At 39.0% G+C, this 24084-nt stretch carries 23 protein-coding genes and 1 tRNA gene; 11 read left to right on the top strand and 13 right to left on the bottom strand.

Features of this window, described 5'->3' with window-relative positions:
- Nucleotides 1–9: 9 nt before the first annotated feature.
- From UABAM_RS09490 to UABAM_RS09435, 12 genes are all read right to left on the bottom strand, one after another.
- Nucleotides 10–840, bottom strand: coding sequence for a glycosyltransferase family 2 protein (locus tag UABAM_RS09490; RefSeq protein ID WP_151967762.1), 831 nt, complete (start codon nt 838–840; stop codon nt 10–12).
- Nucleotides 841–854: 14 nt separating this feature from the next.
- A complete protein-coding gene (locus UABAM_RS09485; RefSeq protein ID WP_151967761.1) occupies nt 855–1211 on the bottom strand; it encodes an STAS domain-containing protein in 357 nt (118 codons plus the stop codon).
- A 198-nt stretch (nt 1212–1409) separates the two neighbouring features.
- Nucleotides 1410–3089, bottom strand: coding sequence for a PP2C family protein-serine/threonine phosphatase (locus UABAM_RS09480; RefSeq protein ID WP_151967760.1), 1680 nt, complete (start codon nt 3087–3089; stop codon nt 1410–1412).
- Nucleotides 3090–3159: 70 nt separating this feature from the next.
- The gene (locus UABAM_RS09475) at nt 3160–3450 is read right to left on the bottom strand and encodes a DNA-directed RNA polymerase subunit omega (protein ID WP_229759377.1); all 291 of its coding nucleotides are present in this window, start codon (nt 3448–3450) and stop codon (nt 3160–3162) included.
- A gap of 21 nt (nt 3451–3471) precedes the next feature.
- On the bottom strand, nt 3472–4035 hold the full coding sequence (gene gmk / locus UABAM_RS09470; RefSeq protein WP_173013226.1) for a guanylate kinase: 564 nt from the start codon (nt 4033–4035) through the stop codon (nt 3472–3474).
- A gap of 7 nt (nt 4036–4042) precedes the next feature.
- Nucleotides 4043–4915, bottom strand: coding sequence for a YicC/YloC family endoribonuclease (locus tag UABAM_RS09465; RefSeq protein WP_151967758.1), 873 nt, complete (start codon nt 4913–4915; stop codon nt 4043–4045).
- A gap of 133 nt (nt 4916–5048) precedes the next feature.
- A complete protein-coding gene (gene secG / locus UABAM_RS09460; RefSeq protein WP_151967757.1) occupies nt 5049–5384 on the bottom strand; it encodes a preprotein translocase subunit SecG in 336 nt (111 codons plus the stop codon).
- A gap of 290 nt (nt 5385–5674) precedes the next feature.
- Entirely contained in the window at nt 5675–6448 is a 774-nt protein-coding gene (gene tpiA / locus UABAM_RS09455; RefSeq protein ID WP_151967756.1) for a triose-phosphate isomerase, read from the bottom strand.
- 9 nt (nt 6449–6457) lie between these two features.
- Nucleotides 6458–7522: a type II secretion system minor pseudopilin gene (locus UABAM_RS09450; RefSeq protein ID WP_151967755.1), complete on the bottom strand. Its 1065-nt coding sequence runs from the start codon at nt 7520–7522 to the stop codon at nt 6458–6460.
- Between the two features lie 12 nt (nt 7523–7534).
- Nucleotides 7535–9115, bottom strand: coding sequence for a nicotinate phosphoribosyltransferase (gene pncB, locus UABAM_RS09445; RefSeq protein ID WP_151967754.1), 1581 nt, complete (start codon nt 9113–9115; stop codon nt 7535–7537).
- Nucleotides 9115–11256, bottom strand: a complete 2142-nt coding sequence (locus UABAM_RS09440; protein WP_151967753.1) for a GreA/GreB family elongation factor — start codon at nt 11254–11256, stop codon at nt 9115–9117. The genes pncB and UABAM_RS09440 overlap by 1 nt, the downstream gene beginning before the upstream one ends.
- Nucleotides 11257–11273: 17 nt before the next feature.
- The gene (locus tag UABAM_RS09435; protein ID WP_151967752.1) at nt 11274–11885 is read right to left on the bottom strand and encodes a methyltransferase family protein; all 612 of its coding nucleotides are present in this window, start codon (nt 11883–11885) and stop codon (nt 11274–11276) included.
- Nucleotides 11886–12037: 152 nt separating this feature from the next.
- On the opposite strand from UABAM_RS09435, the gene UABAM_RS09430 reads away from it, so the two are divergent.
- The 5 genes from UABAM_RS09430 to tatA all read left to right on the top strand — a co-directional run bounded on the left by UABAM_RS09430 (nt 12038) and on the right by tatA (nt 17260).
- Nucleotides 12038–13372, top strand: coding sequence for a hypothetical protein (locus UABAM_RS09430; protein WP_151967751.1), 1335 nt, complete (start codon nt 12038–12040; stop codon nt 13370–13372).
- Entirely contained in the window at nt 13369–14223 is an 855-nt protein-coding gene (locus UABAM_RS09425; RefSeq protein WP_151967750.1) for a PIG-L deacetylase family protein, read from the top strand. The genes UABAM_RS09430 and UABAM_RS09425 overlap by 4 nt, the downstream gene beginning before the upstream one ends.
- A 13-nt stretch (nt 14224–14236) precedes the next feature.
- Nucleotides 14237–15472, top strand: a complete 1236-nt coding sequence (locus UABAM_RS09420; protein ID WP_151967749.1) for a cation:proton antiporter — start codon at nt 14237–14239, stop codon at nt 15470–15472.
- Between the two features lie 144 nt (nt 15473–15616).
- Nucleotides 15617–16993, top strand: coding sequence for a hypothetical protein (locus tag UABAM_RS09415; RefSeq protein ID WP_151967748.1), 1377 nt, complete (start codon nt 15617–15619; stop codon nt 16991–16993).
- A 45-nt stretch (nt 16994–17038) separates the two neighbouring features.
- Nucleotides 17039–17260, top strand: coding sequence for a twin-arginine translocase TatA/TatE family subunit (gene tatA, locus UABAM_RS09410; RefSeq protein WP_151967747.1), 222 nt, complete (start codon nt 17039–17041; stop codon nt 17258–17260).
- Here tatA and UABAM_RS09405 read toward each other — a convergent pair.
- Nucleotides 17242–17314, bottom strand: a tRNA-Ile gene (locus tag UABAM_RS09405). The genes tatA and UABAM_RS09405 overlap by 19 nt on opposite strands.
- A gap of 203 nt (nt 17315–17517) precedes the next feature.
- On the opposite strand from UABAM_RS09405, the gene UABAM_RS09400 reads away from it, so the two are divergent.
- The 6 genes from UABAM_RS09400 to UABAM_RS09375 all read left to right on the top strand — a co-directional run bounded on the left by UABAM_RS09400 (nt 17518) and on the right by UABAM_RS09375 (nt 24043).
- Nucleotides 17518–18939, top strand: coding sequence for a protein kinase domain-containing protein (locus UABAM_RS09400; RefSeq protein ID WP_173013225.1), 1422 nt, complete (start codon nt 17518–17520; stop codon nt 18937–18939).
- Nucleotides 18940–19210: 271 nt separating this feature from the next.
- Entirely contained in the window at nt 19211–20524 is a 1314-nt protein-coding gene (locus UABAM_RS09395) for a 3-hydroxyacyl-CoA dehydrogenase family protein (RefSeq protein ID WP_151967745.1), read from the top strand.
- An 11-nt stretch (nt 20525–20535) separates the two neighbouring features.
- Entirely contained in the window at nt 20536–21783 is a 1248-nt protein-coding gene (locus UABAM_RS09390) for a thiolase C-terminal domain-containing protein (protein ID WP_151967744.1), read from the top strand.
- 1 nt (nt 21784) lies between these two features.
- Nucleotides 21785–22861 carry an Mrp/NBP35 family ATP-binding protein gene (locus tag UABAM_RS09385; RefSeq protein ID WP_151967743.1) on the top strand — a complete coding sequence of 359 codons (1077 nt, stop codon included), beginning with the start codon at nt 21785–21787 and terminating at the stop codon, nt 22859–22861.
- 10 nt (nt 22862–22871) lie between these two features.
- Nucleotides 22872–23210 carry a DUF971 domain-containing protein gene (locus UABAM_RS09380; RefSeq protein WP_229759376.1) on the top strand — a complete coding sequence of 113 codons (339 nt, stop codon included), beginning with the start codon at nt 22872–22874 and terminating at the stop codon, nt 23208–23210.
- A 92-nt stretch (nt 23211–23302) separates the two neighbouring features.
- On the top strand, nt 23303–24043 hold the full coding sequence (locus UABAM_RS09375; protein ID WP_151967742.1) for a methyltransferase domain-containing protein: 741 nt from the start codon (nt 23303–23305) through the stop codon (nt 24041–24043).
- Nucleotides 24044–24084 lie beyond the last annotated feature (41 nt).

The following is a 24084-nucleotide window of genomic DNA, read 5'->3' as shown; positions in this document are numbered from 1 at the left end:
TCGCCCAAATTAAATTAGAGAACTAACTTCGCCAAGTATTTTCGTGTACTTTTCTTCTTGGTTTCCTCTTTTTTTTGCGCCTTGAATGAAGATTTCACATTTTTTGATAATGGCCAAGGCAATTGCTTTTTGTTGCTCGGGTGTTAATTTTTCGTTGTGCAAACACTTGTACAACGATTGAATGCGAAAGCGGTCCATACCCCAATATTTTTTAGACAGTTGGTCTTCATGACCACCGTTTTTGATGATTAAGGGTTCTTCTAAGTAGTAAAATGGATAGCGCAAGGCACCGCGAATCCATAGATCATAATCTTCGCAAGCTGGCAGATCTTCATCAAAGTTACCAACTACATCAAAAAATTCACGACGCATTATAATGGAGGAGGGGCTGACCGTACACATATCTAGGCATTTTTCAAAAATGTCACCCGAAAATTTTTGGTGTTTTTTTTTGGGGTTTACTCTTTTACCGTTGCGTATCCAAATTTCGTTTGTATGACAAAGCATGGCATCTTTGTTTTGTTTGAATACTTCTAATTGCAAGGTTATTTTTTTAGGTAACCAATAATCATCAGAATCGCAAAAAGCAATAAAATCACCTTTTGCTTCGCGGATTCCCACATTTCGTGCACAAGAAACGCCGTTGTTTTCTTGGGTAATTATTTTTAATTGATGTTTATATGTGGATAGTACTTGTGGTGTGTTGTCTGTAGAACCATCGTCAACTATTATGATTTCTATACGTTTATGTAACTGTTCTAACACAGCGGTTATACATTTTTCGAGAAATGACGCACGATTAAATGTTGGGATAATTACGGTTACCAAATTGTTTATCATAGATAATAATACAATTATAGATTATTACGAAAAAAGTTCGTTGCTTCATCAAGTGACTGTGCAGAGGGAAATATTTCAAGAAGCCCCAATACATCAAAAACATCATGAACCATAGTACTTGGACGCAGAAGAAGTATGTGCCCGTTGTTTTCTTGCGCAGTACCCACTACTCCGATAAATACACCAGCGCCCGCACTAGATATGTAAGACACTTGTTCTAGATTTACAATTAACTTGTAGAAACCTTTGGAAAAAAGATTTTTGATCGTCTTATCCATTTTTTCATATGTTTCGGCATCGAGGGTTCCCATAGCTTTTACATGTGCTATTCCTTCCCCGACTTGTTTTGCCTCGATGCGTAACTCGCCCATTTTAACCTGCCTTCTAAAGAATTGTATTTATTTTCTATATGTACTCTAGGGGTGCCATTATTCAATGGTATGGTGGTTAGACAATGAATAAATTTAGTTGGCGACACACCCTAGAAAGAATATATAATAATTTATTGAAATAAACAATACACTTTTCATTTTTTTAAGTAAATTTTCTTTTCAAAAAAATGTAAAGAATCAATGCTTTAAAGTAACTATGGTAATATCGTCGCTTTGCGGGGCATTTCTTCGCCATTTAGCGATACTGCCAACAATATGCTCGACAAATTTTTTCGATTCTAAATTACAACATTTACTAGCTAGTTGATAGAATTTATCATCTCCAAATTCTTCGTTTCTTGGACTCATTGCTTCCGGTATACCATCGGTAAATAGTACCAAGCGGTCTCCGCGGCTCAGTGTTGTGGTGATGGTTTGGATTTGTCGTGCAAAGATTTTTCCCTTATCCAAACCCAAAGCCAAGCCTTTAGTGTTGAGTAGTTCATGTGAGCCATCTTGTTTAATCAGAATTGCGGGGTTGTGGCCTGCGGAAGATAGTCTTAACTCTCCGGTATTTTTATTGAGAACACAATACATTGCTGTCACAAACATACCACGGCGAATATCTTGGGCAATGACTTTATTTACTTCTGTCATAACATCTGAAGGAGACAAACTGCGTTTGGATTCCATACGAATAAGTGACCGTGCCATTGTCATTACCATAGATCCTGGGATTCCTTTTCCAGATACATCGGCAATGGCAATTGCAACATGATCGTTGTCGATATCGATAAAGTCGTAGTAGTCCCCACCTACCTCTTTCGAGGGGTGATAAAATGCCGCAATGTCATAACCTGGTATATCGGGTATTTGTTTTGGCAGCAAATTGGATTGAATTTCTGTGGCAATTTGTAATTCATGTTCTCGCGCTTGGTTTTCCAATTCTGTGTTGTGCGCCATGCGCAGGTTTTGGGTCATCACATTAAATGTGTGTGCTAAAACGCCAATTTCATCTTTTGAAGTAGCATGTGTACGGTGTTCTAATTTACCACGAGCAACAATTTCAATATCCTTCATCAACTTGCGTACCGGTCCGGTGATGAGTGATGTGAGAAAAAAGGATAGACCTGTTCCCACAACAATAGCTAGTAGAGAAGCGAAAAGTATACTGACGAGTATTGCGCTTGCCGTGTTGTTGATTTCATATTCCGAAAGAGTAACATAGACCGTCATTTTGCCATTGAGGATTTGTTTTTTGTATGACCTAGTTCTGTATTCTCTTTTGTCTGATGTTTGCATGCGGCTATGGACGATGGTTATGTCGGTTTCAAAGAGGTCATCTCCACGCTTCTCATAGTAAGTTTCGTTGGTTCCTCCTGATATACCGTAGTCCGCTAAACTTCTAATCTTACCTTCATTATTACTTTTTAGTAATACACCGAGAATTTCCGTCGATTTTTTTCCATCACTGGTTTTTTCCATGTTTTCCAAGTACTTGGCAAATCGTACGCGTATTTCATCCTCATTGTCAGGATTTTTTTGTACTTCGTGTACATACTCTACGGCGATATTTTCTACGGCCTTTACTAGAGCAGCCCCCTTACGATTGATTTCTTCATTGAGGGAGTTTTTTGTTTTAAAATAGACAATGAATCCAGAGAACGCGCATATGAATACCGCGAGTGTACTAATCGCAATCGCAAATTTTGTGCTAAGTGAAAATCCCTTGACGCGCTGCGCTGTTTTGCCGGTTTCTTTCACTTTTTCTAGTATGACGGTACTGGGACGCTCAGGAACTTTTACTTTACTAGCAGAAGCCTTTACTTTACTGCGGGATAAGTTTTTTTTGCGAGAAGATGGTCTTTTTGGTCGCATAAACAATACCTTTCGCTTTTAAAATCGCGCTTAGGCAAAATCATAAACGCGATTGTTTTTGTAGCAATTCTTATTTCAAAGAAGGTAGTTGGAAATTATTTGATTTACCTTTGCTAAACAGATCTTTAACCGCATCTGTTCTTTTTTCTTCTACTTCGACTACATGAGAATCATCTGCTATTAACTGAATTTTTCCTTCCAGAATTTCTTTATACACGGTATCTCTTAGATTTTTAGACTCTACCTTCACAAGCGGTCTTGCTCCACTATTGAGTTGTTTGAGTCTTTTTTGAACGAGAACTGTTAAACGAAATACTCCACCTACTTTTTGATATAATTCTTCCATATCAAAACGTTCCATATGATCCCTTTCAACTGAAATTTAGGCATTTAGAATAATTTTTTTGATCGCTTCTATACTATTTTCTAAAGAGATATTTTCTACATAGAAATCGTATTCATTTTTCTTTTCCAATTCACGCAACATGTTGTTCATTCTTGTGTCAATGGATGTTTGCGTTTCACTACCACGTTCAATAAGACGTTTCTTAATTTCGTCTAGATTTGACAATCCAATAAAAATAGAAACAGTTTCAAAATCGCGGTTTTGTTGAATTTGTTTCGCTCCTTGGACATCTATTTCTACAAGACAATGTTGCTCTTTGCGAAATGCTTCTTCTATATTTTGTTTTAAAGTACCGTAGTAATGATCGTGTACTTTTGCATACTCTAAAAATTCGCCACACTCTATTTTTTTTACAAAGTCGTCGTGTGCTAAAAAATGATAGTGATGCCCATCAATCTCTCCGGCGCGTTTTGACCTTGTTGTTGCAGATACCGAGCGGCGAATGTTTGAGATTTTCGTGTAAATAGCTTCGCATATACTGGTTTTTCCCACACCTGAGGGACCAGATATTATGATAATTTTTGGAGTAAATTTTGACATCAAATACTCATTCAATATTTTGAATTTGTTCGCGTATTTTTTCCAAGTAAGTTTTAATTTCAACAACATTTTGTGAGCACTGAGCATTATTGGCTTTTGATGCAATGGTATTTGTTTCTCGCAACATTTCCTGTGTTAAAAATTCAAGTGTTTTACCTATGGGTTTCTCAGACAATATTTTATGCTCAAATTGATTTAAGTGACTGTGAAGACGCGATAATTCTTCGTTGATGTCTACTTTTTCGGAAAAAATAGCGAGTTCTTTCAGTACATCTTGGTCAGAAACACTAATATTTTCATTTTCTAAAAACTGTTGAATACGTACTTGTACTCTTTTTTTGAAATCTTCAATTACCTGAGGAGCACAAGCCTCTATTTTTTTTATTAGGTCGCGAATTTTTTGGGAAAAGCCCTGTAATTCTTTTACGAGCGATTGTCCTTCTTCTTCGCGCATACCGATGACTTGATTTAAGGCTTTATCCAACAATTCTTGGGTTTTCTGCCATAGTTCTTTCGAGATTGTTTTCTCTGTCTCTGGAGTAATGATCTCCGGTAGTGCTAGTAATGCTTCTATCTGAGGAGCTGGAATCTCAAGCTCTTTACACGTCTCCAAGAGAACTGTATAGTGTTTTTTTAAAATTTCACGATTTATTTTGGCGGAGGGCTCTTTTGTGTTTTTGAATTCGATGTTCAAATTTACTGTCCCCCGTGAGATTTTCGTTGCCACTATATTTTTAATATCTATCTCATGAGAATTGTATTCTTGCGGAATACGTGAAGAGAATTTAAAAAAACGACCATTTATCGTACGAACTTCTATTTCCAAGTTGTACTGATCGTTATTCCAACTAGCTCTTCCATAACCAGTCATGCTTTTCATATTATGTATTTCTTCAAGGGTCTAAATTATGTTAGGCGTATTCTCTAAACAAAGAACACGCCCAAAATATTTGTAATTCTCTATATCGAGAATGGTCAGGTTTGGGTGAATACACCTAATCATTTCAACAGAGTTACTTATCTTTTTTCTCTTCACTCTTATTTTGCTCGTTAGTGCCTTGCTGCGTATTTTCTTTTACATCTTTATTGTCAATCATTTCTTTACCATGATTGCGTATGTTTGGCATATTGAGTAAAACGGCCGATGCAATAAAAAAAGCAGCAACGTAAGTAATTAGTTTGTCTAATTGCTTTTGTGCACGTACCCCTAGCAAATCAGCGCCACCTGCTCCACCAAAAGCACTGGACAATCCACCTGATTCACCTTTACGAATAAGTATCAGCAGAATCAACACGATTCCACCACCATTAAATACTATTGTCGAAAGAGTCTGTATAATACCTGTCATGTGTTTTATTGTAGCACTTGCATATCGTGTTGCAGTACTTACAATCCTCCGTACGATTAATTCTCATTTGGATTATATTAAACTTACCCATTATCATAAAATCGATTACAAAGAATACAAACTATTGCTTTTGGTAGTTTTGTTGTTGATGTATAAACTCAACAGCCAATCCGTTTGAACGGGAATAGTAATTTGTGTCCTTTACAATTCATCTTGTTACGAAATCGATAATTAGGATTAAGCTTATAATACTATAATTTTTTATTATTTTTTTCAAGGCAAAAAAACATCTATGCTGAACAAATGCTAATAATTTCCGAAAATGAATCCGCCTTTAGACTTGCTCCACCGATTAGTGCGCCATCAATATCCGCCTGTGCAATCAAGTCCTTAATATTCTGAGGTTTTACACTTCCGCCGTATTGGATACGCACTGCTTGGGCAACATTATCCCCATAGTTTTGAGCGAGCATTTGACGAATAAAAGCATGCATGTCTTGGGCCATTTCAGGACTTGCCGTTTTCCCCGTACCAATCGCCCACACTGGTTCATAAGCAACAGTGCATGTTTCGACTTGCGAAGGAGACAAATCTTTAAGCCCCATGGTTAATTGTTCGGTGATGACTTCTTTTTCTTTACCACTTTCGCGTTCTTCTAGAGTTTCACCGATACATAAAATAGGGAGTAAACCTATTGCTAAGGCTTTGTGTATTTTTTTATTGATGTTTTCGTTTGTTTCTGAAAAAAGAGCGCGTCTTTCCGAGTGTCCTAAAACAACATAGGTGCAACCTACATCTTGTAGCATTTGCCCCGAAACTTCTCCGGTAAATGCCCCTTTGTCTTCCCAGTGCATGTTTTGTGCACCTAGTTTGATTTGCAAGTTTTTACGTTGCTCATTGCTTTTTATATAACTAGATACCGCAGACAAATAGACTGTCGGCGGGCAAACAGCGATATCCATTTCATGGTCATTGGTTTGTGCATAGATTGCTTCGATAAGTTGCTGTGCTTCTGTTGAACTGGTGTTCATTTTCCAATTTCCAGCGATAAATATCCGGCGCATTTTTGCTCCTTACTTTATTTCACAGTAAATGGTGTATACCTTTTTTTCCTGGCGATGGACTACCGCAACGAGTTGTTTGGTTACATTTTCGGTTTTTGCGGTTGCCGTAATTCGGAAATATTCAGACGACACTCCTATTTTGTCTTGAATTTCCCCAAAAACATTTTTTGTTACTTCTGAAACTTTTTGTGGTAACTCTGCCGTTTTTTTGAAGACATCTTCGCGATTTTTTCTTTTGGCAATAATCGCTTTGGCAATGTCAGGGGTCATTTTGTCGGACAGAGAAAGTAGTACCTGTTGCGAAGCCGTGTTTATATTGACTTTGCCCTGCGACCAAATTGTAATATAGTTGGCAAACCCCGTAACTTTACGCTTTTTTTTGTCTTCGCCGCCTAATAGAGTGGTTTGATCTATGCCTTTGGCAAATAAAAGTTCTTTCAAGGAATATATCGCCACTTTCGTAGGGTATTTTTCTTTCATTTTGCCTTTTTTTTCTTTTAACCATGCAACAATTCCATCGTGCATTGCTTCGGCAGTTTTACCATCTTTTTTACTAACGACTTTCAACAATTTGGTAAACACTTTTTTGTAGCTTACCTTCTTTTTATTGTTATTGTTCGGTTTTTTATTATTGTCGTTATTATTGTTGTTATTGTTATTTTGGTTGTTATTGTCTTTGTTCTCGGACTTTTTCTCTTTTTCTATCAGCTTGAGCAGAGGAAATTTGCGCTCTTCATCTATGATAAATCCTTCAACCGTTGTATCCCCTAGTTCAACTTCTAGCTTTTGTCCTTGTAATGCCCATGGATCAAAAATCGTATCGTAAGTTTTTTCTTTTTGAGAATTTTTATCCTGATTGTCATTGTCGGCGAGAGCATCAAGTTGTATGCGAGCAATTGCTCTATTCAAAAAAGAAATAAGCGCATAACGATTTTGTAAATCGTGTGCCTGGTTGTAGGCAACATATGCGTCAACTTTGCATGAATAGGCGAATTCACTCACGACAACCACTAAAATGGTGCATAGCATCAATACCATCACTAATGCAATACCTTTTTTAGCTTTTTTTATCATAGGTTTAACTCCTTATGTAATTTCAAGAATCGGAGCTTCTACTTCCCATAAATTGTGGAAAAAGGTATACAAATCATCACTTAAGGATACTTTGTAGGGGGTTGGGTTTAGTTGACGCAAATGATCAGGACGAAAGTGCGCAAGTTGCTCAAGAACGTATTGTCGTGACTCGTGGATGGAGGGTAGTTTTTTGACTAGTTTTCCATCCCAATAACATTCTTGCAATGACACTACTTGCTGTGGCGTCACATATACACGCTTAGCCGATTTAAAAGGGTGACGACAAAGAATTTTCTTACCTGGTTGCGGAACAATATCTTGCTCTTTTGTCATCAAATCCAACAAAGGGTAACCTTGTTTTCCGATGATACGATATACTTTTTTCCGCCCTGGTAAGGTTATCTTAGCAACATCTTGAGATAGTTTCATGCGCGGTATTCCCGACAATTCGACGAGTTTGTAAACACCTCCCAAAGCGGGTTGCGCCTGACAAGTAACAAGGTGCGTGCCAATACCAAAAGCGTCTATTTGGTGCTGCTGTTGTTGTAAAGATACGAGCGTGTTCTCATTGATATCGTTACTTGCAATGATCGTCAACTTCGGTAAACTTTCTCCGTGCTCTGTGAATCTTTTTCGCGTTTCCTTGGAGAGATATGCTAAATCTCCAGAATCTAAGCGAACTCCGATAGGCCTATAGCCGAAGTCAACGAGAGCAAGGGCCACAACGATAAAATTTAATACGCCAGAATGTAGAGTATCATAAGTATCGACAAGTGCTAAAAAATTGTGTGGATAGCTAATGGCGTATGCGATAAACGCCGCAAGCTCTCCTTCATGAGTTTTATAGCCTAGGCGTTCTTTTATTTCGATCACCCGCGCAACAAAATCAACTTTTTCTCCGTTACTATTTTGTAAATGACGTGTTTGAAGATCATCTAGTCCTGTAAAGGAAGAAATAAACGAATGTGCATTTGTTCCTTTTACAGGTATAGAGAATAGTTTTCCCGCAAGAACATTACTCGTTCCGTCAAATCCGCCCAAATAAGCATAGCGCGAAGCCGATATGCCTCCGTCAGGTCCTTGGGCGCGACGTAAACCAAATTCGAGTAAACTTTTGTCGTGGCCTGCCGCCAATCGAAAACGTGCGGCATTTGTCGCCATTAAACTTGCATAGTTTACCAAGTTGAGGAGCGTCGTTTCCATTAATTGTACAATGGCCAATGGACCTTCTACACGAAGTAGAGGTTCTCGCGGAAAAGCGAGACTCCCTTCGTGTAAGGCATAAATTTTTACTTTGGAACAATCAAGGGTTTTTAGCCACTCAAAAAACTGCGGATTCGGATTTTTTCCAAAAAAGTTTTGTTCTTTCAAATAAGCAATGTCATTGTCGGTGAAGCGGAAATTGGCTGTAAAGTTTAACACTTCTGCTAAGCCAGCAAAAATCGTAAATTCTCCTTTGAATGGATTCTTGCGGAAATGTAAGTCAAAAACCGCGGGCATATTCCATTTATTATGACACCAATAGCCATAAACCATGGTCAATTGGTATAAATCCGTCAAAAGAGGCCCAACAATTGTATTACTATTTGTCATTAGGATGCTTCTTTGTAAATTTCGGTAGATTCTATTTTGTATTTGCCCGTTGGCAGTTCAACTTCTTCACCTACGGTACAACCAATTAACGCTTCCGCAATAGGACTCATGTACGAAATAATTCCCTGATCCACTGCAACATCCCATGGACCGAGAATGGTATAGGACAGTTTTTTCTTGCCGTCACTTATGGTGACAATGGAGCCAATAGCAACTTCGTTCTTTGGTATGTTGTAATCGATAAATTGTACGCGCTTCATGTTGTTTTTCATATCATTGGCTTTATTTGTCAACTGCAACTGTAGTTCGCGTGCAGCATCCAATTCTGCGTTCTCACTGAGGTCACCAAACGAAAGCGCTTCTCCAATCGCTTTGGAATTTTCGGGGATTTTGTTTTCCATAAGATCACGATATTCGTCTTCGTATTTTTGTAGTCCCACTTTGGTTGTGTAAATCGGATCGACTTCGCTGAATAGTTTCGGAAAACGTTCCTTTAAAGTTAGACGTATGGTTTCGCGAAAGTTATTAGTAAGCCACGAGGCACTATCGGTATTGTTTAGTGTGTCTACCGCTTCTTCTTCCTCAACTTCCTTGGAAATTTTATTGGCCATGTTTAGGGTAAAAAACTTTGCTGTTTTTTCTATGTCCCACTCGCCCATAAACTGTAAGGATGTTGTTGTTTGGACCAAAATATTGTAAAGTTCTATCAAAGAAGGAACTTTTTTGCCTTTGGGAAAACGCTTACTTGCAATTTGTTTGGTAAACCACAACAATGCGTCGGGGTAGGACAGTCTGTAGTTCATGATACTTTTGGTGATGGTATCAACATAGTCCGGTAATTTCTTGGTTTTTTTGAGGTGCTTTAGCATTGTGTCGCGTGCGAGATCTTGTCCTATTTGGAAAATTTTCCCGATGTGCTCTTCCCAGTCAGGAGTTTGTGCGATAAAGTGTGTAAGTGTTTCTTGTGCAAGAGAAGCGATACGTATTTGTGAAAAAGTTACGGAGGGCTCTTCTTTGAATATTTCTTCGATGGTTGGTAAGTCTTGTGGTAACTCTGCACCTTCTTTTACAAGTTCAGCGATGACCATAAAGTTTTCTAACGCGATGAGGTTGTCTTTGCCAATAAATTCACGACAATTTTTGGCAAGCTCTCCGGCAAAAAAAGTTACGCGTTGTTTTTGCGATGAGTTTTTTAGGTATTCCAATATGAAGTTTGCTTGATTTTCTTTTTCTTGTCCTGCAAATTCTTTTTGAATCTCTTCTTCCCAGTCAATCGCGGTTTCACGTAATTCATATTTTCCTTGCCCACTTCCAATAATTTCAATATATGGATCGGTAATCATCTTTTTACGCGTTTTAGGCCACCACTTACTCCATTGTTTATCGTCGATGACAGCAGGACATAAGTATTTCTTTAAATCTTTTGCCCCCAAAGGACGATCGACAAATTTTAGAAGACGGTATACCAAATTCATTGGTTTTTCTTCCGCCTCTTCTTTTAGTTTATCAGAACTAAAAAATACCATGGCTTCAAAATTCTCTGGCTCAATTGTTTTTAGACACTCGGCAGCGGCATATGCGTCCATACGGTGTTTGGGTTTGTGTTGCAAATCCATATATATGGCCATCTCTTCTTCGCCTATACCTGTGACCTTGCCTATTCCCCAACCACTTCTATGCTTAACGATCGTACCTTCCTGAAAAAGTACCAATTTGTCCAATGTCTTGCAAAAATCATCACGTGATAGATTTTCTTCTTTCACGCGCTCAACCCAATTCGAAAGGTAATCGCAATTTGTGTAGGTTTTTATAAAAGCTTCTGCATATTGATTTTTGAAGTTTTTGTAAGTAATACCGTACTTTAATGCTAGTTGTAATGCACGAAGCCATAGTTCGGCGTAATCATTACTTCGGCAAGTTTCAATGGTTTGTTCTAACAACAACTGTGCTCTTTCGCGCTGCCCTCTACGCCACAATTCTTGCATTGCTTCACGCAATGGTGATATGTCGATTGCTCCAAGTTCAAGTATGTCTAACCATAAATTTTCACCTTCCTCCCATTTTCCTTCCTTTAAAGTTTGGATAAGTGAAAGACTTTTTTCCTTAAATTCTTGTTGCTTATTTTCGTCTATTGTCGTCATGCGCACTACAACCTTTCTTATTTTGTGGAGAATTTTGGAAAAAATCTACCGCTTTGTTTCATATATGTAGCATAATTGTTACCAAATTTTTCCAAATTTTCTTTTTCTTCTTGTAAAGCTAATCTATAATAAACAATTATCAGTAATGGCGCAGATAAAAATGTAATAATCGTTGGCCAGTTTAACATACTACCAAAAATAAATATGATAAAACCCGAGTATTGCGGGTGGCGTATGTAGCGATAAATTCCTTGTGTTGCAATTTCATTGCGATGTGGCCATAAATGTCTCCAACCAATAATCGCAAGTAGTGTACCAACAAGTACAAATGTTTGTCCTGCTATGGTAAAAGCGAGATTCCAGTTGTCTCCCAAACCAAACAGTGGGGCCCAAACATGTCCATTTTGAAACTCTTGGGGGGATAAGTGTGGACCAAATATGTTCGACAGAACATACAAGGTTAGGGGAAAACCATACATCTCACTGTACAAAGCAATTGCCCATGCACCGGTAATACCAGCGGAGCGCCATTCTCGTTTTTGCCGCGGCCGTAATATGCCATATAACAATACCAAGACAAAAACAGTATATATAATTACTAGATCAATTCGGTAAAAACCAACGTTCATTTTGTGTGTCTTAATTTGAACTTAGGGGAATGTGTTATGAGGTTAGGGTATTTATATTGAACCCTAGTTAGATTATTTTATTAACATAAAACATTTAGATAAAGATAGCAATAACAATTCACAAAATTTTGCAAAAACTGGAGGAGGTCTCAATGAGGGGTAAAAGTCTATTGGTGTTTATTTGTGCCGTATGCTGCGCGGTATACGCGGATGATATAGAAGACATCGATCAGTGGCTAGATAGTTTGGACAATAAACCAAGCCAGTCGCAAAGTAACTTGCAACAAGAATCATATCAATTAGAAAACTCCGAATCTCAACTCAACGAATATAGCAATAATACTACCAATGCAGATGGTAATATCGAAGTGTGGCTTGAAGGAGTTGATGACGACACGTATAGCGAGGCATCGTTTAAAGAAGAAGAGTCGATACGTAAATGGGCTTGGGATTTACCAACGTATTCAAAATTGTACCCGTGGTTAGGTACTGTTCCATGGTTAGAACCTAATGGAGTGGCAGATATAACGGTGATTGGTAGCCGTAAGCGCGAAATCGACAACTCCGACACATATGGTGCTTCTGTTTTTGCTTCTTTTCGCCCATTTGCTTTGGACTTTGGATCGTACTCTTTTGCCTTTGGCTTATCTTTTGTTGGTAGGATTGGTCGCGTAGAAGATGTGGGAAAAGCGTTCAACGCGGAAGCGTTTGATGAGTTTGTTGTGGCGGATATTACAGTAAATGGTGGTCAAAACCACGTGAACCAGCTATTTGTCAATTTTTCTATCCTCGGAAGTTTTCCTGAGTGGGGCCTGCAAATTATGCTAGACTTAGGGTTTGGTCGTTCTAATTTGCGAAACACCTTTGAAGAAGCGCGTGGTGAAGTACAGCTCTTGGGAATTCCTATTGTAGATGCACTTTATGAGAACTATCAATACAAACAAAATGATGAAGCATTGTTTGGTGGCTTTAATATACTAAAGTCTTTCGATAGACAATATCTAAACTTTTTCCGCCTATTTGTTTATGGTGTTTACCGGTTAAATACAAAAACCCGCGATTCTAGTGCAACATTGACAGATGAAATTTTAGGTATTGAATTTGGAAAACAGGATTTGGCTTTTGATGACCTAGCAAATACCGGAAATTTCTTTCCTGACCCTGCTTTTCCTGACGAATTTAATATGAGTTATTTTGGGGTGGACTTGACAGCACGTCTATGGACGTTCTACACTCCGTTTATGAAAAACCGCGGTATTTCACTAAACGCCGTAGGTGGAATTCGCCATGTGAGTGGACAACTTCTCATCGAAGATTTCCACGGTCTACATAGTGAATTAGGTGGCGAAATTGGTATTTTTGATGCCATTAACTTTCGCGTAGTGGCTGTTTTCGAAGAAGGAAACCAACAAGAAGACGGTTATGCTTTTTCGCTAACTGTTCAACTATCGGCAATCATGAGAGAAATTTACAAAGCAACACAATGATAAAACTAAGTAGCGATTCACATAATGATATATTTATTCCCGACGGAACAAACATAGGGGAAGCTCTAGAGCGTACAACACATATGTGCATTTCCGCTCATCAAGATGATAACGAAATTCTGGCATATCACGGTATTGCAAACTGCTTTCAGAGTAAGGATAAGTGGTTTACTAGTGTGATTGTTACAAATGGTAGTGGTAGTCCACGTGCCGGAATTTATGCAGATACTTGCGATGAGGAAATGCAAAAAATACGCGTGATAGAGCAACGTAAAGCAGCGTTTGTGGGAGAATATGCGGCGCAAATTCAACTCGGATATCCCAGCTCACAGGTAAAAGATGCCGCGCAGGGTAATGTAGTCGACGATTTATACGAAATCTTACGTATGGCAAAACCGCGTACTGTTTACCTACATAATCCTGCAGACAAACACGATACGCACATTGCGGTACTGTTGCGTTCTCTCGATGCTTTGCGACGCATACCAAAAGAGAATCGCCCAAAGAAAGTCTATGGTTGTGAAGTCTGGCGTGGATTAGATTGGCTTGTCGACGAAGACAAAGAAATTTTAGCGGTAGATGAATACCCTAACATCGCACAAGCACTTGTAGGTGTTTTCGACTCGCAGATTAGTGGTGGAAAACGTTACGACCTTGCGACAACGGGGCGTAGATTGGCAAATGCCACATATTTATTTCCACACCAAGTAGATCAAGCGCAGGCGGTTAGTTTGGCAATGGATTTAACACCAATTGTTGAAAATGAAAAACTGTGTATCAAGCAATACACTCTCGAATACGTACAACGTTTACACAATGATATATGTACGCGTTTTGATAAATTTATTTAATAGGAATTAACACATGGAACTGTTTAATATAATAGCGATTTTGCTATCTTTATCCGCTATTTTTAGTTATATAAACTATCGTTATTTACGACTCCCGACGACAATTGGTGTCATGCTTATTTCCATAGTGATGTCGTTGTTCTTGGTAACAGGCGACGCTATGGGAATGGGTATTAAAGAGCAGGCAAAAAACATTGTTGACTCTATTGACTTTGATGTAACTCTTTTACATGGTATGTTGAGCTTTTTACTTTTTGCAGGCGCTTTGCATGTCAAATTGGAAAATCTCGTTGAACAAAAGTGGATTATCGGTTTAACGGCGACTATTGGAGTGATTTTATCCACATTTTTCATCGGCACTGTAATGTACTTCATTTTGCAAGCGATGAATATGCCTCTTACTTACGCGTACTGTTTGGTGTTTGGTGCGCTCATTTCTCCCACAGACCCCATTGCCGTCTTGGCCATTCTCAAAGAAGCCAAAGTACCTAAAAGTATCGAAACAAAAATAACCGGCGAATCCCTATTCAATGATGGTGTGGCTGTTGTTGTTTTCTTGGTAATTGCAGGCGTGGCAACCGGAGAACAACAAGCAACATTCCTTGGAATCACTACCTTATTTGTTGAAGAGGCTTTAGGTGGGGTGGTCATGGGTTTAGTCCTTGGTTATGCGGCGTATTACATGTTGAAAAGCATCGACAATTACCAAACGGAAATACTCATTAGTCTCGCTGTTGTTTCCGGTGGTTATTCTTTGGCAATGGCTTTGCATGTATCGGGTCCTATTGCCATTGTGGTTGCTGGATTGATGATCGGTAACAAAGGACGCATACTCGCGATGTCCGAAACGACAAGTGACCATCTCGACAGTTTCTGGGAGCTAATAGACGAAATTTTAAATGCAGTACTTTTTGTGTTAATTGGCTTACAGATCTTATCTTTAGATTTCAGTACAGCCTACATCCTGGAAGGTTGCATTGCGATACCTATTGTTTTGATGAGTCGTTTTATCACCGTGTCGATTCCGGTGATGATTTTACAGCGCTACCGTGAATTTTCTCCTGGGGTGATTAAAATGATGACTTGGGGAGGTTTACGCGGTGGTATCTCCGTGGCACTTGCTTTGTCTCTTCCACAACAAAACGGTATTACTGTGATGACGTACATCGTTGTTCTTTTTTCTATCGTAGTACAAGGGCTCACGGTGAAAAAATTAATTGTTTCTATACAAAATCAACAGCAAAACTAACGTCGGATCCTGTACAAAATTTGACCTTGAAAAAGTTTTTTGCTATAGTAAGGCGTGTTCTGGAAATATTGCTGTTGGAAACAATGGCAATATTTCGAACATGCCCTAAATTACAACAACTACCCACACTTCGATGAGGAAAATATGTCAAATTTAATTGAAGTTCCCTGCAATAAATGTGATAAATCATTGAAAGTCCCCAAAAGTAGAGCAGGACAGAGTGGCAAATGCGCTTATTGTGGAGAAAGTGTGTACATACCGTACGAAGACGAAGTGAAAAGGTCTACAGGTAGGACAATAGACTCAAATTCTGATTTTCAACAGCAGCAGCAAAAACGTCAACAAGAGTACGCCATTCCTAAAGCACATTCTTCCGCAGCTTACAAGCAACCTAAGTATAAGAAGCCCAAGAAATCTAATGCACCTATCATAGCCGTATGTTCCTTACTCGCATTTGTTGTTGGAAACGTCTCTGGTTACCTTTTTTCAGAACACATTGACCGCTTTTTGGGAATTTCACCTAATATCGCCAATACCGACAACTCCATTGTTCATGTAACGCCTAAAAAAACAATTAACAATACAACAGATCCAGATGTCGTGGATCTAAATGCTACCCAACCACAAGATAATGAACCACAAATTTTACAAGCACGACAAACTTTACAGAAAACGCAAACAGACCTTGATGAGTTGGAAACCGCACTGAAATCGTTAGACAAAAATTCAACGCACCTTTTTAGTAAATATCGAGTCAATGTAGAAGAAGCAGTCTACGATTGTATCGAAAACGGCAATAAAGAGATAAAGCTTGGGCGCAGTTTATGTGAAAATGCGGAAAGAGTTTTGCAACAAAAAGATGTAAATAAACTCGTTGAAATAACAGCGCAGTTAGAAGATGCGATGCGTCGCAAACAGCAACTTTATGGCGAAATACAACAAAAAAACACGGAACTCAAAAAGCAGTTGTCTAAGTTCAATAAAAGTTCTTCGCGGAAAAAAGGGAAAATTTCTAGTAAATACATGGGAAAATGGTATATTAAGCTACTTAAAAGCACCAAGAAAGTAGATGTTATCTATGGACGTATCAACATAACAACTCTTTCTGCCTCTATCAAATTTCGCGCAATTAAAAATGAAATAAAGACGATAAAAAACTATGGTAGGGATGTAGAGAAAGCTGTCAAAAAACTTTTTGAAAAAATAGACTCCGGAAAAGATCCTTTTTCGTGGATCGAAAAACGACGGCAAACAGCACGTAGTATACCGCAAAAACAGCAAGCGGATATACTCGAAGATTTCTTGAAAAAAGAAAAAAGATTTATCGTAGATATCGAGTCAGAATACAACCAATTGGCACAGGCAGTAAGAAATATTCATAAGCAAAGTGAAAAACGTTTGTTGGCAGAGACAACTTTAAGAAAAATTTTGATGTCTTTGCAGGCAATTAATCGCAAGTGGCAAGAAGAATATCAGACATTTGATAGTGCTATTACAAACTTTACAATTAAAGATGAATAGCCTTATGTTCTAAAGGAGATGCGAGTTAAAACTCGTAGAAAAAAAATGAATATTTTATTTTTAGGTATTCCAGGTGGATACGAATGGTTTGTTATTTTGTTAGTGGCCCTGTTGTTATTTGGTAAGAGATTACCAGAAGTGGCAAGATCTATGGGGCAAAGTATAACAGAGTTTAAAAAGGGAATAAAGGGAGCTGATCCTGATAATGAAATTAAGAATGCAATTGATGAGGTAAAAGAGGAGGTGAATGGATCCACCAGGACTTGAACCTGGAACCGACCGGTTATGAGCCGGGCGCTCTACCGATTGAGCTATGGATCCAATTTATGCGTGGTATTATAATCATAATCAGTATCGGAAGCAACTAAAAAATAAAAAAAAACCACCCCGCATAAATCATTTTGAAGCCAATACTTATGCAGTTCTGTTTCATTTTTTGCGATTTTTTTATCCTCAAATTTTGGTTTGATTTATTGTTTGCTATGTGAAATTTAACTATCCCCAAAACGGTTATGGGTGTGAATATGGAAAATAAAGTTGTTGCCAAGTTTACAGTGTTTGTCAATAAGAAAATGATTTCGAGCTTTCACTTAATGGAAAATACTTCCATTGTTATAGGTCGCGGCAATGAAGCGACCTATCAAATAAAATCAAGCGCTCTTTCAAGACGTCACTGTCAAATACTATCAACACCTCAAGGTGTTTTTGTCAATGATTGTGGAAGTTTAAATGGAACATACGTAAACTATGCACAAATCAAAAAACCAACACCTTTGCAAACAAACGATCAAATCCAACTAGGACCTATCACTTTTCGCGTAGAAACTTTTGTAAAATATCATACAACGCAACATCAACACCACCAACATGTCGTAAAAGCGCCGACAATTCCACCAACGAGTTTGTCGGCAAATGCCCTTGTTCCGATTGCCGATGACGAAGCCCGTCCAACACAACACATGCAAGATTTTTCGCCGTTAACACCGGTAATTCCTTCTGGTAAGTGCCTTGCGTGCCAATCAGAGGTCTCTGCAAAAGATATTCGATCGCAGATGGGCGTTTTTAAAGGCAATGAAATCTATTGCATCAACTGTTTCAGTAAAGGGGCGGGAAATTTTCCGACAATTGCTGGCTTTCGTATAGTAAAAAAGTTGGGAAGTGGTGGAATGGGTGATGTCTATGAAGCAATTCAACTGTCTATGCAACGTCCAGTAGCGTTTAAACTAATGAGAGGTTTAGAAAACGCAAGCGAACAACAAGTGTTGCGATTTTTTCGCGAAGCACGTACAGGTGGGAAATTGCACCATCCCAACATCGTAAGCTTTATTGATGCTGGAAAGATGGAAAAAGCCTGTTATATTGCGATGGAACTCGTTTCGGGAACTAACGTACGCAGTGTACTGGAGGCAAGAGGCCCTATTGATTATCGCGAAGTGATGCGCATCGCTTACTACGTGGGCAAAGCTCTCGACTATGCGTACAGTAAATTTACTGTTGTACATCGCGATGTAAAACCAGAAAACATTCTTATTGATACCGACAATGTTGTTAAGTTAACCGACTTTGGCCTTGCGAAAAATCTAGAGGAAGCCGGCTTGTCAGGTATTACAAAATCACAAACAGGTGTGGGAACGTTGTTCTATATGTCACCTGAACAAATAGCCGATGCGCGTTTTGCTGATCAGAGAGCAGATGTGTACTCACTTGGCATTAGTATGTACGAAATGATTACCAATGAAAAACCTTTCTTCGCAACACAGATGATGCCGCTAGTTAACAAAATCCGCTATTCGGAACCACGCCCCATACAAGAAATCATTCCCGATGTTCCCGACAATGTATGTAATATTATTGCAAAGTCTATGTCAAAAGAGCCCGATGATCGCTATCAAACTTCGGGAGAAATGATTAAAGTTATTAAGCAATATGTACAAGAAGAACTGTAGGTGAAAACCTAAAATGTGTCATCAACTAGAGCATGATACTAAAAATCCGTAACTGATCCTAGTCGGTGACAATCACGACTACGATTACGGTTGCGAATGCTACGAATATTTAGCCTTTAGGTGCTATATAGTTTTGATGAATTGATGACAAAACCTAAGATTTTGACCAAGACACACAATAACTCTCACAAGCACAAGTCGTAACCACAAGACAAACAACCTGGGTGTTTTGGCACCCTTCAAGATATTTCAAACTATTTAGGAGCGGTTTATGAATTTAGATGAGCGATTGTCGAATGTCGCAATAGTAGGTGCTGCTGGAAAAATGGGTAGCGGTATCTCTTTACTACTTGCACAACAATTAGGAATGGCAAAAGCAAAGAATCCTGACAAAGATATCGTTCTACATCTCATTGATACACGAGACCAAGGTTTGTATGACCTCGTTCAGTATATTCGTGGTCAAATTTTAAAAATGGCAGAAAAACAAATTGTTAAATTACGCCAGATCTACAAAGACCGTAGCGACCTCGTGGAGAATTCTGAAATAATAGATGAGTTAGTAAACACAACTCTTGGCATCTTGCGTCCGACAAAAGAACTATCTTCAGCTAAAGACAGTTCAGTGGTTTTCGAAGCTGTTATCGAAAGCGAGTCTTTGAAAATCGATATATTCAAGCAACTCAAGTCTATTTGCAAGGACGATACTTACTTTTTTACCAACACGTCTTCTATTCCAATTAAAGTAGTTGACGAAGGTGCAGGACTACAAGGTCGCATTATTGGCTACCACTTTTACAATCCACCTGCGATTCAAAAACTCTTGGAAATTATTACGTCAGAAAAAACCCAGCAAGATCTACAAAATATTGCAGAAGAACTCGCGGGTAGATTGCGCAAAACCGTTGTATGCTCTAATGACGTAGCTGGTTTTATTGGCAATGGTCATTTTATTCGCGAAGGTTTGTACGCCTTGCAAAAGACAAAAGAACTTCAGGAGCAACATTCATTCACCTGTGCTGTTTACTTAATGAACAAAGTAACCCAAGATTTTTTAATGCGTCCGATGGGTATTTTTCAGTTATTAGACTATGTTGGAATCGACGTTTATAATTTCATTTTGCAAATTATGGATAAGTATATTGAAGGTGAAGAATTCAAAAATGAATTGATCGACACAATGATCAAAAATAATGCTCTTGGTGGGCAACGAGGTGATGGTAGCCAAAAAGATGGTTTTTTCCAATACGAAAAGGGAAAAATGGTAGGAGTGTACTGCTATAAACAGGACAATTACGTACCTCTAGATTCCACAGAAGAGTGGGATAAACTGCTAGGGGACTATCCTGCGTCATGGAAACCATGGAAAAAAATGCTGAAACAAAAGCAGGATGTCGTTGCACAGATCTTTTCAGAGTTAAATTCCGGCGAATCACTAGGCTGTCAACTCGCATCTAAATACGCGCAAGCGTCGAAAGAGATTGCCGAAAACTTAGTCAAGAATGATGTCGCACTGTGCAATGGAGATGTTGATAAGGTATTGTTGACAGGCTTTTTCCATGCATATGGAATTACCACCATCTAGAGGAGAACACAATGAAAAAGTTAAGAAAACCTGTTTATTTTGCATGTGGTTACAATACGATTTCTCTAGGGACAGGTCGTAGTGAATTCCATCCCAAAAAACCACGTCCTGGTTTAGAAGAGTATATCAAAGAAGCTGGACAGGGAGTCATTGCACAAATAAGCGATGCTCAGCATATTGATGAAGGAATTATCAGTAACTTTATTGCAGCACGCTTCAATCGTCAAGCTCACCTTGCCGCAATGATCCCGATGATTGATAAAGCTCTGGTTCATAAACCTTGTTCTCGTGTAGAAGGTGCTTGTGCTTCAGGTGGATTAGCTCTTAGTAATGCTGTACGTTCTATTCTGGCAGAGACCGCGGATGTCGTGTTGGTCATCGGTGTCGAAGTTCAAAATAGTGTAAAAGCGATATATGGTGCTGATTACCTTGCTGCTGCAGGACATTACAAGGCAGAACGTAAAAGTGGACATGCCTATTTCTTCCCGGGTAAATTCTCGGATCGTGCGGGAGCATACTATGAAAAATTTGGTGAAGAAGGCGCACGTGAAGCAATGGCGCATTGGTATGTACAGGCTGTTGAAAATGCGCGAACATGTGACAATGCACAAGAGTTTGAAAATAAAACATCTGATTTGCTGTCTTTGGGGATGAAGTCACCAAATCCAAAAGGTTTTGTCGATCACTTAAATCTTTTCGATTGTTCGAAAGTTTCTGATGGTGCTTCGGCAATTATCTGTGCATCTGAAGAGGGTTTACAAAAGTTAGGTATTGCAAAAGAAAAGGCAGTACAAGTCATTGGCGTGGGTCAATCGGAAGATGACTTAACGAAAGCTCCTGAAGATTTAACTCGTTTGACAACGACGAAAGATGCTGTAGAAAAAGCCTATCAGATGGCTGGTATTTCAGTGGATGAGGTTGGTGTCGTGGAACTTCACGATTGTTTTTCGATAACAGGAATACTCGCTCTTGAAGCCGCTGGATTTGCAGAATACGGAAAAGGCGGAGACATTGTAAAAAATGGAGATACTAAGCGCGACGGAAAAGTGCCTGTGAATACTACCGGTGGACTTGTGGGCTATGGTCACCCTACGGGAGCTACAGGAATTCGACAAATGATCGATGTTTGTAACCAAGTTACTGGCCAAGCAGGTAATTCGCAAATCAATATGACCAATGAAAGACCATATGGACTCACAATAAATATGGGTGGAAACGATCGAACTGTTGTGTCCATGGTCGTAAAGAAAGCAGAGTAATATGAGCAAAGTAACAAATGAAATTGTGCTGAAAGCTCTAGCAAACGTTACAGAACCGGAACTAAAAAAAGATGTGGTTTCTCTGGGATTTGTTAAGAACGTGAGCATAGAAGAGGGGCGTGTATCATGCCAAATAGAGGTAGCAACATCGTCATCTCCTGCACAAGAGCAGCTAAAAAAACAAGCCATAGATAGCATATTGGAGATTCCTGGTGTAAAAGAGGCCCATGTACAAATCGTAACCCGCGTACGCAACACCTCTCCAGCGAACACACCAATTCCAGGTATCAAAAATATTATTCCGATTTCGAGCGCCAAAGGTGGTGTGGGAAAATCGACAGTAAGTGCGAATCTGGCGATGGCTTTGAGTAAAAAAGGTGCCAAAGTAGGGCTTATGGATGCTGATATTTATGGTCCAAGTATCCCGACGCTTTTGAATGTAACGGAAAGTCCAACGCCAAAAGAAAATAATATTATTGTTCCTGTCGAAAAATATGGATTAAAAGTCATGTCGATGGGATTTTTTCTTCCTGAAGATAAAGCTGTCATTTGGCGTGGGCCGATGCTCAACAAAATGATCACTCAATTTCTCAAAGGTGTGGAATGGGGAGAACTCGACTATCTCTTGATTGATCTTCCTCCAGGAACAGGAGATGTTCAGCTTACGCTCTGTCAACAGGTTCCGTTGACAGGAGCAGTAATTGTCTCAACTCCACAGACTGTGGCTCTTAATATCGCGAAAAAAGGTATGGCAATGTTTCAGCAACTCAATTGCCCTATTATTGGCGTTATAGAAAACATGAGCTACTATCAAATACCCAACGGTGAAAAGGATTACATCTTTGGTGAGAGCGGAGCTAAAAAATTTGCTGAGGAGTTACAATTGCCTTTCCTTGGAGAAATTCCTATCGCAACAACCATTCGCAAACAATCTGATGAAGGTATGCCAATCGTTGAAGCTGATATGGACAGTCCTCATGCTCAAGCATTTATTGCTGCTGCGGAAAACTTGGCATCTCAAGTTGAGTCAATGCATACCTCTGGTGATGTACCTCAAGAAATCAAGTTAACTTTTTAAGGAATTTTTTGTGAATGAAAAAGCAGCTATTCCACGAGAAGTTACGCGAGCAAACGAGCACGACATAAAAATAATATGGGGTGACAATCACGAGAGCGTATTTATCGCTCGCGAATTGCGCCTACGTTGCCAATGTGCACAATGCGTAGAGGAAATGACCGGAAGAAAGCTACTAGACCCTAGTACAGTTCCTTTAGATGTGAAACCTGACGAAATCAAATTAGTTGGGCGTTATGCTATTCAAATTTGGTGGAGTGATGGTCATTCTAGTGGAATTTTTCCGTTTGTGTTTCTGCGCAAACTCGATGCCGAGATGAAAAAGTTAGAGTCTCAAAAATTTGAGATTTAAGAAATTTAGACAGGATTAATAGGATGAACAGGATAGCAAATTTGTTATCCTGTCATCCTGTTAATCCTGTCTAATTTTAGGAGGTAAAAACTTTGATACGTCGTATTCTTTTCCCAAAGCGTAGCTATCTTATTCGCGATTGTCGTAGTCATTTTCATTGTGCAGAAGGCTCGTTTTCTCCCGAGGATCTTCAGAAAGAAAGCGGTTCTCAAATTACGACAACAACAGGTAATACCGCCTATATTTTAGACGCTGACTTTTTAGATACTTGGGAATGTATTAAGCGCAAAGCACAAATAATGATTTCTAAAGATCTTGGGTGGATTGTTTGCAATACTAGTATTGACAAAACGAAAGTTGTGGTAGATGCGGGAACTGGGAGTGGTGGATGTTGCTGTTTTTTGGCTTACTATGCAAAACACGTCTTCTCATACGACTTACGCGATGATCATGTACGCTTAGGAGAGAAAAATGCCCATATGTTAGGTCTGGACAACTTGACAATAAAATGCCATGATATCACCAAAAGTATACCGCAAAAAAATGTAGACGTGATTATTTTGGATATACCACAACCATGGGATGCAATCGAATTGGCGAGTGAGGCACTAAAAATAGGAGGTTATGTTGTTACATACAGCCCTTCTACACATCAAGTGCAGGAAACGGTGGTTAGTGCGCGTTCTTTGTGCCTATGGCACTTAAAAACAATAGAACTACAAGAGCGAGAGTGGTGTGTTGACCACAACAAATGTCGACCTGAGTATCGTGGTTTGGGACATACGGGCTTTTTGTCTTTATTTCGTAAGTATCGACCTTATCGCAGTTCATAAAGAATTAGTTCGATTGTGACGATTCCTCCCCAACTTGTCAA

The sequence above is a fragment of the Candidatus Uabimicrobium amorphum genome (assembly GCF_009002475.1).
Lineage (GTDB): Bacteria > Planctomycetota > Uabimicrobiia > Uabimicrobiales > Uabimicrobiaceae > Uabimicrobium > Uabimicrobium amorphum.
The sequence above is the reverse complement of the archived record's forward strand: the minus strand, read 5'-3'. Positions and strand labels throughout refer to the sequence as shown.

Excerpts from the sequence above, each read along its gene's own strand:
- UABAM_RS09415 (WP_151967748.1), top strand. The coding sequence starts at position 15,617 with ATGTCAAATTTAATTGAAGTTCCCTGCAATAAATGTGATAAATCATTG.
- UABAM_RS09390 (WP_151967744.1), top strand. The coding sequence starts at position 20,536 with ATGAAAAAGTTAAGAAAACCTGTTTATTTTGCATGTGGTTACAATACG.
- UABAM_RS09480 (WP_151967760.1), bottom strand. The coding sequence starts at position 3,089 with ATGCGACCAAAAAGACCATCTTCTCGCAAAAAAAACTTATCCCGCAGT.
- secG (WP_151967757.1), bottom strand. The coding sequence starts at position 5,384 with ATGACAGGTATTATACAGACTCTTTCGACAATAGTATTTAATGGTGGT.
- tatA (WP_151967747.1), top strand. The coding sequence starts at position 17,039 with ATGAATATTTTATTTTTAGGTATTCCAGGTGGATACGAATGGTTTGTT.
- UABAM_RS09385 (WP_151967743.1), top strand. The coding sequence starts at position 21,785 with ATGAGCAAAGTAACAAATGAAATTGTGCTGAAAGCTCTAGCAAACGTT.
- UABAM_RS09430 (WP_151967751.1), top strand. The coding sequence starts at position 12,038 with ATGAGGGGTAAAAGTCTATTGGTGTTTATTTGTGCCGTATGCTGCGCG.
- tpiA (WP_151967756.1), bottom strand. The coding sequence starts at position 6,448 with ATGCGCCGGATATTTATCGCTGGAAATTGGAAAATGAACACCAGTTCA.
- UABAM_RS09485 (WP_151967761.1), bottom strand. The coding sequence starts at position 1,211 with ATGGGCGAGTTACGCATCGAGGCAAAACAAGTCGGGGAAGGAATAGCA.
- UABAM_RS09435 (WP_151967752.1), bottom strand. The coding sequence starts at position 11,885 with ATGAACGTTGGTTTTTACCGAATTGATCTAGTAATTATATATACTGTT.
- gmk (WP_173013226.1), bottom strand. The coding sequence starts at position 4,035 with ATGTCAAAATTTACTCCAAAAATTATCATAATATCTGGTCCCTCAGGT.
- UABAM_RS09450 (WP_151967755.1), bottom strand. The coding sequence starts at position 7,522 with ATGATAAAAAAAGCTAAAAAAGGTATTGCATTAGTGATGGTATTGATG.
- UABAM_RS09425 (WP_151967750.1), top strand. The coding sequence starts at position 13,369 with ATGATAAAACTAAGTAGCGATTCACATAATGATATATTTATTCCCGAC.
- UABAM_RS09475 (WP_229759377.1), bottom strand. The coding sequence starts at position 3,450 with ATGGAACGTTTTGATATGGAAGAATTATATCAAAAAGTAGGTGGAGTA.
- UABAM_RS09465 (WP_151967758.1), bottom strand. The coding sequence starts at position 4,915 with ATGAAAAGCATGACTGGTTATGGAAGAGCTAGTTGGAATAACGATCAG.
- UABAM_RS09490 (WP_151967762.1), bottom strand. The coding sequence starts at position 840 with ATGATAAACAATTTGGTAACCGTAATTATCCCAACATTTAATCGTGCG.
- UABAM_RS09400 (WP_173013225.1), top strand. The coding sequence starts at position 17,518 with ATGGAAAATAAAGTTGTTGCCAAGTTTACAGTGTTTGTCAATAAGAAA.
- UABAM_RS09420 (WP_151967749.1), top strand. The coding sequence starts at position 14,237 with ATGGAACTGTTTAATATAATAGCGATTTTGCTATCTTTATCCGCTATT.
- pncB (WP_151967754.1), bottom strand. The coding sequence starts at position 9,115 with ATGACAAATAGTAATACAATTGTTGGGCCTCTTTTGACGGATTTATAC.
- UABAM_RS09395 (WP_151967745.1), top strand. The coding sequence starts at position 19,211 with ATGAATTTAGATGAGCGATTGTCGAATGTCGCAATAGTAGGTGCTGCT.
- UABAM_RS09440 (WP_151967753.1), bottom strand. The coding sequence starts at position 11,256 with ATGACGACAATAGACGAAAATAAGCAACAAGAATTTAAGGAAAAAAGT.